Below are 9,910 nucleotides of genomic sequence, written 5' to 3'. Positions count from 1 at the left end.
CCCGCTTGTATGTTTAAACTTGAAGGGGTGGGCGGTGACTAAAAGCCCGATTCCGACTCTAGCCAGTACGGACCGTGGGAGACTTCTCGTCCCGCCCTTTCTACCCCAAGCGCCGATAAGGAATTCATCGGGAAAACCGACGATAGAGGCAAGCCAGCGCTGGGGTAGACCCCGACAAGCCCTTAAACACTAGCTCCGAGGATTTGTTATGACAATCCTTACTTCACCAACGGTTCTGGGTATCGATGTGGCCAAGGCCGACGTCGTCGCCTACCGCGAAGACCTCAAAGCCATTCAAACCATTACCAACGACCGCGATGCTCTTGGCCGCTGGCTCAAAACGCTACCTGCCAACAGCTCAATTGCCCTGGAAGCCACCAGCACTTACCACTTGGACACAGCTGAACTCGCCCATGAAATGGGACATCGGGTTTACGTTGTAGACGCTTATCGGTTGAGCCATTACCGCGAAAGCATTGGCCAACGGGCGAAAACAGACCCTTGCGATGCGCGTTTGCTGGCGCGCTACCTGAGCAGCGAGCAGGAACGGCTGCGGCTCTGGAGCCCACCTCCGCAGGCTTATAAGCTATTGAAAAGCTTACTGCACCGACGTGCAGAGCTTATCAACTTGCGCGTGAGCCTAACGCTGAGTTGGTCGGGCGAACCGCTTTTGAAGGACGAATTGGCCCAGCAGTTAAAGTCCTTCAAACAAGCTGAGCTGGTCATTCAGAAGTTGCTGCACAAAGTCAGCAAAGAGGCAGGCATCACCGAAAACATCAAGCGCTGCAAAGCCATTGAAGGGGTTGGTGATCTTACGGCTACGGGTCTAGCGACAGCCTTCATGCGTGGCCATTTCGCCAGTGGCGATGCATTCATCGCTTTCTTGGGGATGGATCTGAGACCAAAAGACTCCGGAAAGAAGGCCGGTCCTCGGCACCTGAGTAAAAAGGGCGATTCGGAGTTACGGCGCCTTGCTCACAACGCAGCAATGGCCGCTAGCCGATCGCCGACCTGGAAACCCTATTACGAGTCCTACCTGGCCCGAGGATTGGCAAAGACCCAAGCCCTGGTGATCCTCGCCCGCAAGCTCTGCCGGGTGGCATTCGCGCTGATGAAAAACCAGAGCGAATATCAGCCGAATTTAAGGTTGCAGGGTTTCCCTGCAACATAGAATCTCCCACACAAGATCACCACACAAGCTCACCCGACATTTGTCATGTGTCGCCAGATCAGGCCTTGCTGATGATGTTCCCCGCATGCAGCCCGCATTCCTTCTGCGTCGCCTCTTCCCACCACCAGCGGCCTTCGCGCTCATGCTGGTTCGGCAACACCGGGCGGGTGCACGGCTCGCAGCCGATGCTGATAAAGCCGCGTTCGTGCAGGCTGTTGTAAGGCAGTTCCAGCATGCGGATATAGCCCCAGACCTCTTCGCTGGTCATTTGCGCCAGCGGGTTGAACTTGTAGAGGGTGCGTTCCGGCGTGGAGAACGCCGTGTCGATTTCCAGGGCTGCCACCTGGCTGCGGGTGCCGGGGCTCTGGTCGCGGCGCTGGCCGGTGGCCCAGGCGCTGACGCCCGAGAGTTTGCGGCGCAGCGGCTCGATCTTGCGCACGCCGCAGCATTCGCCATGGCCGTCCTTGTAGAAGCTGAACAAGCCCTTTTCCTTGACGAAGGGTTCCAGCTTGCTCTGGTCCGGGGAAATCAACTCGATATCAATCTTGTAGAAGTCACGCACCTGCTCGATAAACCGGTAGGTCTCCGGGTGCAGGCGGCCGGTGTCGAGGCTGAAGACCTTGACGTTTTTGTTCAGCTTCCAGGCCATATCCACCAGCACCACGTCCTCGGCACCGCTGAAGGAGATCCACAGGTCATCGCCGAACTGGCTGAACGCCAGCTTGAGGATGTCCTGGGCGGACTTGTTGGCATAGGTCGCGGCGAGTTCAGCGACGTCGAAGGCTTGGTTCATCAGGACGGTTCCTACAGGTCAGTGGCGCTGAGCGCTCTATAGGAGTGGGATGTTAACAAAATCCGCTCTGCGTTGCGGCGGCCAGCGCGAATCGCTAGAGTTCGGCAGTCCTTTTGCTCGCTCAACTGAAAAAAAATCCAAATGGGAGTGTCTTGTGGAAATTGCCTGTCTCGACCTGGAAGGGGTGCTGGTTCCGGAAATCTGGATCGCCTTTGCTGAAAAAACCGGTATTGAATCCTTGCGGGCGACCACCCGGGACATTCCCGACTACGACGTACTGATGAAGCAGCGCCTGCGGATTCTCGACGAACACGGTTTGAAACTGTCGGATATCCAGGAAGTGATCGCCACCCTCAAGCCGCTGGAGGGGGCCATCGAGTTCGTCGATTGGCTACGCGAGCGCTTCCAGGTGGTGATCCTGTCGGACACCTTCTATGAGTTTTCCCAGCCGTTGATGCGCCAACTGGGCTTTCCGACCCTGCTTTGCCACCGTTTGATCACCGATGAAAATGATCGGGTGGTGAGCTATCAACTGCGCCAGAAAGATCCCAAGCGCCAGTCGGTGCTGGCCTTCAAGACCTTGTACTACCGCGTGATCGCGGCCGGGGACTCCTACAACGACACCACCATGCTCGGGGAAGCGGATCGTGGGATTCTGTTCCATGCGCCGGAAAACGTGATTCGCGAGTTCCCGCAGTTCCCGGCGGTGCATACCTTTGAGGACTTGAAGCGGGAGTTCATCAAGGCTTCGAATCGTTCGTTGAGCCTGTAGGTGATTTAGCGAGGCTGGTTGCCTCATCGCGAGCAAGCCCGCTCCCACACTGTGGGCGCGGGCTTGCTCGCGATAGGGCCCTCTAAAACGCTAAAGATCAAGCTCCCGCAAGCAACTGCTCATAAGGAATGCGCAAACCCTCATGCAGGCGCTTGATCATGGCCAGGCTCAACTTGCGCTTGTGGTTCAGCACTTCGGACACGCGGCCGCTGGAGCCGATAAAGGGTTCCAGGTCCCGAGCCGTCAGGCCCAGTTGGTCCATGCGAAACTTGATTGCCTCCACTGGATTGGAAGGCGGCATGGGAAAGTGTTCGTCTTCGTATTTTTCGATCAGTAGCGCGAGGATTTCCAGCTCATCACCTGCCGGCGAGCCGATCTCTGCCCCCCATAGATGATCCACGCGCGCCAGTGAAGCGGCCAGGTCTTCGGGGGTACGAATAGGTTTGATGTGCATCACACAGTCTCCGCGTTGATCTGGTCGTACTGGGCGTGGGTGCCAACAAACCGTATGAAACCCAGCTGCCGCAAATAGTCGATCGCCATGATCACTCGATATTTATTGCCGCCGATATTGAACACCACCCTTCCACCTTTGAGGATACTTGCGGTGCGAAGCTCCGCCTTCAGGTCTTGGGGCCTGTGAAAGGTGGATTTCGCCATATGGCGATACCATTCAATCAGTGGTGTTTTGGCGTCGGTGTAAGCCGGGCTGCTTTCCCAGAACTCCCTCAAGGTGGCTCTTGCGATCAGTCGCATAAATCAAGCCTCCCAATTTGGGAGATATTAGGTGTCACATCTTGGATTTGCAACCCCTGGCAGGGAGCGCGATGCGTAGGAAATGGGCTTTGCTTCAACGGTGCAAGCGATAAAACGATAAAGGCAATAAGCAGTCGATCCATGTGATCCCTCACAGACGGCCAAGTGGAATGCTGATGGACGCTATCCTTGCGCTCCAGTACTGTCCACGGCGCTTCTGATTCAGGTTCTTTCCCTGGGAGGTGCGCTTACAGCCCTTCCAGCGTTTGCAGCAACACCCGCACCTTGGTCATCGATTCCTGATACTCCGCCTGCCACTCGGAGTCCGCGACGATCCCGCCGCCGCCCCAGCAACAGACCTGGCCATCCTTGACCAGCAGGCTGCGAATGGCGATTGAGCTGTCCATCTCGCCGCGTACATCCAGGTACAACAATGAGCCGCAGTACAGTCCGCGTCGGGTCGGTTCCAGCTCGTCGATGATCTGCATCGCGCGGATCTTCGGTGCGCCGGTGATCGAGCCGCCGGGGAAGCTGCCGGCGACCAGGTCCAGGGCGTCTTTGCCGTCGGCCAGTTCGCCGGTGACGCTGCTGACCAGGTGATGCACGTTCGGGTAGCTTTCCAGGCTGAACAGCTCCGGCACCTTGACCGAGCCGGTGCGGCAGGTGCGGCCCAGGTCATTGCGCAGCAGATCGACGATCATCAGGTTCTCTGCACGATCCTTGGGGCTGGCCAGGAGTTCGGCGGCGTTGGCCGCATCCTCCTGGGGGGTCAGCCCTCGGGGGCGGGTGCCCTTGATCGGGCGGGTTTCCACCTGGCGCTGGCTGATCCGGACGAAACGCTCTGGCGACAGGCTCACGACCGCGCCATCGTCCGGCAGGCTCTGAAAGCCCGAGAACGGTGTCGGGCAAGCGGCACGCAAGGCGCAATAGGCGGCCCAGGGATCACCGTTGCAGGTCGCGCGAAAGCGTTGGGCGAAGTTGACCTGATAGCAGTCACCCGCCTGGATATAGTCCTGGATGCGGGACAGGGCCTGTTCATAGGCACTGGCGCTCAGGTCCGGGGCCATCCGGGTGTGTAGCTTGAAGCTGGCCGGGGTGTGGGCGGCGGGGCGGCTGAACAGTGCCAGCAGCCGTTGCCGTTCGCTTTCCAACAGCTTTGGGTGGAACACCAATTGGCTGGTGCGCGCCTGGTGGTCACTGATCAGCGCCCAGGCATACAGGCCAAAACGTGCGTCGGGCAGGCCCAGGTCGTCGATCGCCTGGTGCGGCAGGTGTTCCAGATGGCGGCCAAAATCGTAGCTCAGGTAGCCGATCAAGCCGCCGGCAAATGGCAGTTCATACGGTGCGGGCAGGCTGGCTTCACCCAGTAGCGTGAGGTTTTCCCGCAGTCGTTGCAGAAAATCGCTACCGCTTTCGTCCGGCCACACCGCCAGTGTTGCCTCTGGCCAGGCGCTGAGCAGGTCATAGCGACCACGCTCGGCTGCCGGCCGGCCGCTGTCCAGCAGGATGGCGCCAGGGGCATGGCGGATCGCCGCGAAATACTCGGCAGGGTTTTCCAGGTAGGGCAGCGGGTGTACGGAGCAGGTCGACATGCGGGGGGTGGATCAGCCATGGGGGTGGGGGGATTAGAGCAGCTTCAAGCTTTAAGCTACAAGCTGCAAGCGTGTCTGCCTGTCTTGCAGCTTATAGCTTGCGGCTTGCAGCTGTTTTTATCCTTCCACGGGTGGAATATGGCCAAACATTTCCTGGGCAAATTTCACGCGTTCTTCCGCCGTTTCCGTCACGCCCGCCGCTTTCAGTTCTTCGAGGCGCGCTTCCACGGCATGGGTGCGCAAGGTCAGGCCGCAATCGTTGGCGATCTGGATGTTCAGCCCCGGCCGGGCATTGAGCTCCAGGATCAATGGGCCTTTTTCCTGGTCCAGCACCATGTCCACCCCGATGTAACCCAGCCCGCACAGCTCGTAGCAGCCGGCGGCGAGCTTCATGAAGCCGTCCCAGTTGGGCAGTTGCACGCCGTCTACTGCGTTGGTGGTGTCCGGGTGTTTGGTGATGATGTTGTTCAGCCAGGTGCCGCGCAGGGTCAGGCCGGTGGCCAGGTCCACACCGACGCCAATCGCGCCCTGGTGCAGGTTGGCCTTGCCGCCGGATTGGCGGGTCGGCAAGCGCAGCATGGCCATCACCGGGTAGCCCATCAGCACGATGATGCGGATATCCGGCACGCCTTCGTAGCTGATGCTCTTGAAGATCTGGTCGGGCACCACCCGGTATTCGATCAGTGCGCGGTCACGGTGACCGCCCAGGGAGTAGAGGCCGGTGAGGATGCTGGAAATCTGGTGCTCGATTTCCTCATGGCTGATGATCTTGCCGGACACGGTGCGATAGCGTCCTTCAAAGCGGTCGGCGATCACCAGGATGCCGTCGCCGCCGGCGCCCTGGGCCGGCTTGATCACGAAATCGCTGCGGCCACCGATGATTTCGTCGAGCTTGTCGATTTCTTTTTCGGTGGAAATGATCCCGTACATTTCCGGCACATGGATGCCGGCCGCAATCGCCCGTTCCTTGGTGATGATCTTGTCATCGACAATCGGATACAGGCTGCGCTTGTTGTACTTGAGCACGTAGTCGGCGTTACGCCGGTTGATGCCCATGATGCCCCGCGCTTGCAGGGCCTTCCAGGTCTTCCAGAACCCGAACATTACGAATCAGCCTTGAGGAAGGCCTTGAAACGCACCAGCTCGGTCAGGCGGTAGCCACGATAGCGACCCATGGCCAGCATGAAGCCCACCAGGATCAACAGGATCGCCGGGAAGGTGAACACGAAGTAGATCAGCTCCGGCACGCTCATGATGATGTGTGCCAGGGACGCGGCGAACAGGGTACCGATCGCGACTTTCATCGCATGGCCACCACCGCGTTCTTCCCAGGTAATCGACAGGCGTTCGATGGTCATGGTCAGGATCACCATCGGGAACAGCGCCACCGACAGGCCGCGCTCCAGGCCCAGCTTATGGCTGAACAGGCTGATGGCCGCGATCAGTACGACCACAAAGGTCAACACCACCGACAAGCGCGGCAGCATCTGCAATTTCAAGTGCTCCAGGTAGGAGCGCAGAGACAGCCCGAGCGCGGTAATCACGGTAAACAGCACGATGCCAAAGCCCAACTGCGTCTCGCGGAACGCCAGGGCGATCAGCACCGGGGTGAACGTCCCCAGGGTCTGCAGGCCGATGAGGTTGCGCAGGATCAGGATCACCAGCACGCCAATCGGGATCATCACCATGATCATGAAGGTCTGCTGGGTTTGCAGCGGCAGGCCGTAGAGCGAGTATTCGAGGAAGTTGGCGTCGGTGTTCTCATCCGTCAGCTTGGCCAGGCGAATGGCGTTCATCTCGCTGTTGTTCAGGCTGAAGGTCACGGCGGCTTTCTTGCCGCCGTCGACGGTGATCAGGTTTTCATCACCGGTCCACCACAGCAGGCGGTCAGAAGGCAGGCCCTGTTCGCCGGTTTCCGGGTTGAAGTACAGCCAGTCGTTGCCATTGAAGCTGCGCAGCCACAGTTCCGGGGTTTGCGGCTGGTCGGCCACCAGGCGGAGGGTGTGGACCTTTTCCACCGGCACATGGGCGATGGACAGCAGCAACTCGACGATCTTGGCCTTGTGCGGCGTCGACGGATCGCCCGCGAGCAGCAGCTTGACGTTGTCGTCGTTGAGGTTGTTGGTGCGCTTGATGGCTTCGCTGATAAAGGTCTCGACGTCGGCCGAGTGTTGGCGGATCGGCGCCAGCAGGGCTTCGGCGGCGATTTTTTCCGGGCCTTCGACGGCGATGCTGTCGCGGAAGGTCGGGCCCTTGACCTTGAGCTTTTCACCGCTGTAGCGCTTGGTCAGCACCAGGCGGTAGTAGAGGGTCTGGTTGCCCTTGGCGCGCCGGGCCGACCAGGTGACCTTGCGGTTGCCGTCGATGCGATTGACGCTCACCCCGTAGTTATTGGAGATGAAACTCTCATTGAGGCTGACGAAGTCGCGACTCAGGGGCGGCACGAACATCTGCACCTTGACCGGGTCCTTGGCGTTGGCGACGAACTCGACCTTGGCGTCGATGTTCCACAGGTCGTCAGTGGCGTCTTCGGTCACCGGGATGCCGAGGACGAAGATCTGATAGGCCGTGACCGAAATGCCCAGTACCACCAGGACGGCGATCAGAATCTTCAGGTGCATAGTAAGAGAGCGCATTGGAATTACTCGGCGGTATGAGCGTCGGTGGCGCAGGCAGGTTTGCCTGCTGCGTATTTAAGACTGGGGTCGACCAGCGCATCAAAGCGTTTCAAGGCTTCGGAGCCGATCAGCAGCGGATATTGGAAGGCGCTGCGGTCAGTCAAGTTCACTTCGATGCTGCGTAAAGCGGTGCCCATGCAGATATCCAGGGCAATCACCGGACGGGCGGTGTAGTTCTTGTCCTCATCGGGGTCGTAGTCACCGGCGCGGCGCTTGATCTTGCTGACGCGGGCCAGGGGGCGCTCGATGGGGTGCGAATGGGCGGTATCGATGGCCAGGTAGAAGCGCACCCAGGATTCACCATTGCGCTTGAAGCGCTTGATATCCCGGGCACTCAAGGACGCGGTCTTGGCGCCGGTGTCGAGCTTGGCGGCGACTTCCAGGTCAATGCCCGCCAGCTTGGCGTATTCATTGAGGCCATACACGGTCTTCTCGGCAGCGAAGCCAAGGCCCGGAAACAACAGTAGGCAAAGCAATAGGGGGAAGGGCTTGAGTCTCATAGATCCTGAGGCGGTGCAGTGCGATGTTTGATTCAAGGCGACTGGCATTGCTGCGCAAGCTCCCTCGTGCGCCTTTTCATCAATAGATGTCAGGCAAATGCGGCGGGCATTCTAACATGAAGGTTTTCTGGCGCCAGCGCTGGCAGGCGGCCATGCCCTTATAAGGTGCGAGCAGGGTTATTAGACGATTGTCGACAATGTGTATTTATTCTTTGACTATCTTGGGCTGATTGGCTAGTTTTTGCGGCATTGCTTTTAAAGGTGTCGACAATCATGCTGGATCAGCTGGAAATTCCGGTGGCAGGGCAGGACGATTCCCAGACGATGTCCGAGAACGTCTTCCGCCGTATCCAGGCCGCTATCGTCAAGGGTGAGATTGCCCCCGGCAGCAAGATCTCGGAACCGGAGTTGGCGCGCACCTACGGCATCAGCCGTGGCCCGCTGCGCGAGGCGATCCACCGCCTGGAAGGCCAGCGCCTGCTGGTGCGCGTGCCCCATGTTGGCGCGCGGGTGGTGTCCCTGAGCGAGGCCGAACTGGTGGAACTCTACGAAATCCGCGAGTCCCTCGAAGGCATGGCCTGCCGCCTGGCCGCCGAGCGCATGACCGACGAAGAAATCGAGGAGCTGCGCCAGGTCCTGCACACCCATGAACGCGATGCCGCGTTCCAGGCCGGTGTTGGCTACTACCAGCAGGAAGGCGACTTCGACTTTCATTATCGGATCATTCAAGGCGCACGCAACCGCACCTTGACCCAGATGTTGTGCGGCGAGCTGTATCAATTGGTGCGCATGTACCGCATCCAGTTCTCCGCCACCCCCAATCGTCCACGCCAGGCCTTTGCCGAGCATCACCGTATTCTTGACGCGATTGCCGATCGCGACGGTGAACTGGCCGAGTTGTTGATGCGCCGGCATATCGGCGCCTCCAAACGCAATATCGCCCGTCACTTCCCCGACGGCGCCCCCCAGACAGCCACTCCACGAGGTGAGTCATGAGTTCCTATAAAAACAGCACCCCAGGCCAGCGTTTCCGTGACGCCGTCGCCAGCGAACACCCGTTGCAAGTGGTTGGCGCGATCAACGCCAACCATGCCCTGCTGGCCAAGCGCGCCGGTTTCAAGGCCATTTACCTGTCCGGTGGCGGTGTTGCTGCGGGCTCCCTCGGTGTGCCGGACCTGGGCATCACCGGCCTGGACGATGTGTTGACCGATGTGCGCCGTATTACCGACGTGTGCGACCTGCCGCTGCTGGTGGATGTGGACACCGGTTTCGGTTCCTCGGCCTTCAACGTGGCGCGCACCGTCAAGTCGATGATCAAGTTCGGTGCTGCCGCGATCCATATCGAGGACCAGGTGGGCGCCAAGCGCTGCGGTCATCGCCCGAACAAAGAAATCGTGTCCCAGCAGGAAATGGTCGACCGCATCAAGGCCGCCGTGGATGCCCGTACCGATGACAGCTTCGTGATCATGGCGCGCACCGACGCCCTGGCCGTGGAAGGCCTGGAGTCCGCGCTGGAGCGTGCCGCCGCGTGCATCGAGGCCGGTGCCGACATGGTCTTCCCCGAAGCCATTACCGAGCTTGAGATGTACAAGTTGTTCGCTTCGCGCGTGAAAGCGCCAATCCTGGCCAACATCACCGAGTTCGGCGC

Annotated in this window: 11 protein-coding genes; 4 read left to right on the top strand and 7 right to left on the bottom strand. The window is 59.7% G+C overall.

Features of this window, described 5'->3' with window-relative positions:
• The first annotated feature begins 208 nt into the window (after window positions 1-208).
• A complete protein-coding gene (locus BFQ03_RS14865) occupies window positions 209-1,171 on the top strand; it encodes an IS110 family transposase (protein ID WP_065942825.1) in 963 nt (320 codons plus the stop codon).
• Window positions 1,172-1,229: 58 nt separating this feature from the next.
• Here BFQ03_RS14865 and BFQ03_RS14860 read toward each other — a convergent pair whose 3' ends face one another.
• On the bottom strand, window positions 1,230-1,964 hold the full coding sequence (locus tag BFQ03_RS14860; RefSeq protein WP_016973617.1) for a phosphoadenylyl-sulfate reductase: 735 nt from the start codon (window positions 1,962-1,964) through the stop codon (window positions 1,230-1,232).
• Window positions 1,965-2,118: 154 nt separating this feature from the next.
• Here BFQ03_RS14860 and thrH point away from each other — a divergent pair, with 154 nt between their 5' ends.
• Window positions 2,119-2,736: a bifunctional phosphoserine phosphatase/homoserine phosphotransferase ThrH gene (gene thrH / locus BFQ03_RS14855; RefSeq protein ID WP_029298307.1), complete on the top strand. Its 618-nt coding sequence runs from the start codon at window positions 2,119-2,121 to the stop codon at window positions 2,734-2,736.
• A 97-nt stretch (window positions 2,737-2,833) separates the two neighbouring features.
• On the opposite strand, the gene BFQ03_RS14850 is transcribed toward thrH, so the two are convergent.
• The 6 genes from BFQ03_RS14850 to BFQ03_RS14825 form a co-directional block, all read right to left on the bottom strand.
• Window positions 2,834-3,190, bottom strand: coding sequence for a helix-turn-helix domain-containing protein (locus BFQ03_RS14850; protein ID WP_032863406.1), 357 nt, complete (start codon window positions 3,188-3,190; stop codon window positions 2,834-2,836).
• Window positions 3,190-3,492, bottom strand: coding sequence for a type II toxin-antitoxin system HigB family toxin (locus BFQ03_RS14845; protein ID WP_032863405.1), 303 nt, complete (start codon window positions 3,490-3,492; stop codon window positions 3,190-3,192). Before BFQ03_RS14845 ends, BFQ03_RS14850 begins: the two co-directional genes overlap by 1 nt.
• 248 nt (window positions 3,493-3,740) lie before the next feature.
• Window positions 3,741-5,084 carry an aminodeoxychorismate synthase component I gene (gene pabB, locus BFQ03_RS14840; protein ID WP_032863404.1) on the bottom strand — a complete coding sequence of 448 codons (1,344 nt, stop codon included), beginning with the start codon at window positions 5,082-5,084 and terminating at the stop codon, window positions 3,741-3,743.
• A gap of 117 nt (window positions 5,085-5,201) precedes the next feature.
• Window positions 5,202-6,188 carry an alpha-L-glutamate ligase-like protein gene (locus BFQ03_RS14835; protein ID WP_032863403.1) on the bottom strand — a complete coding sequence of 329 codons (987 nt, stop codon included), beginning with the start codon at window positions 6,186-6,188 and terminating at the stop codon, window positions 5,202-5,204.
• Window positions 6,188-7,720: an osmotic stress tolerance membrane protein RloB gene (locus BFQ03_RS14830; RefSeq protein WP_032863402.1), complete on the bottom strand. Its 1,533-nt coding sequence runs from the start codon at window positions 7,718-7,720 to the stop codon at window positions 6,188-6,190. The genes BFQ03_RS14835 and BFQ03_RS14830 overlap by 1 nt, the downstream gene beginning before the upstream one ends.
• Window positions 7,721-7,725: 5 nt before the next feature.
• Window positions 7,726-8,262, bottom strand: a complete 537-nt coding sequence (locus tag BFQ03_RS14825) for a retropepsin-like aspartic peptidase RloA (RefSeq protein WP_032863401.1) — start codon at window positions 8,260-8,262, stop codon at window positions 7,726-7,728.
• Window positions 8,263-8,535: 273 nt separating this feature from the next.
• Here BFQ03_RS14825 and BFQ03_RS14820 point away from each other — a divergent pair, with 273 nt between their 5' ends.
• Window positions 8,536-9,258 carry a GntR family transcriptional regulator gene (locus BFQ03_RS14820; protein ID WP_065943460.1) on the top strand — a complete coding sequence of 241 codons (723 nt, stop codon included), beginning with the start codon at window positions 8,536-8,538 and terminating at the stop codon, window positions 9,256-9,258.
• On the top strand, window positions 9,255-9,910 hold a 656-nt coding region (gene prpB / locus BFQ03_RS14815), incomplete at its 3' end, for a methylisocitrate lyase (RefSeq protein WP_065943459.1). The genes BFQ03_RS14820 and prpB, both read left to right, overlap by 4 nt.

It is taken from the genome of Pseudomonas sp. 25 R 14, assembly GCF_900004755.1.
In the GTDB taxonomy this organism is placed as follows: Bacteria; Pseudomonadota; Gammaproteobacteria; order Pseudomonadales; family Pseudomonadaceae; genus Aquipseudomonas; species Aquipseudomonas brenneri.
Note: the sequence above shows the minus strand (reverse complement) of the source record. Positions and strands in the feature narration are given on the sequence as shown.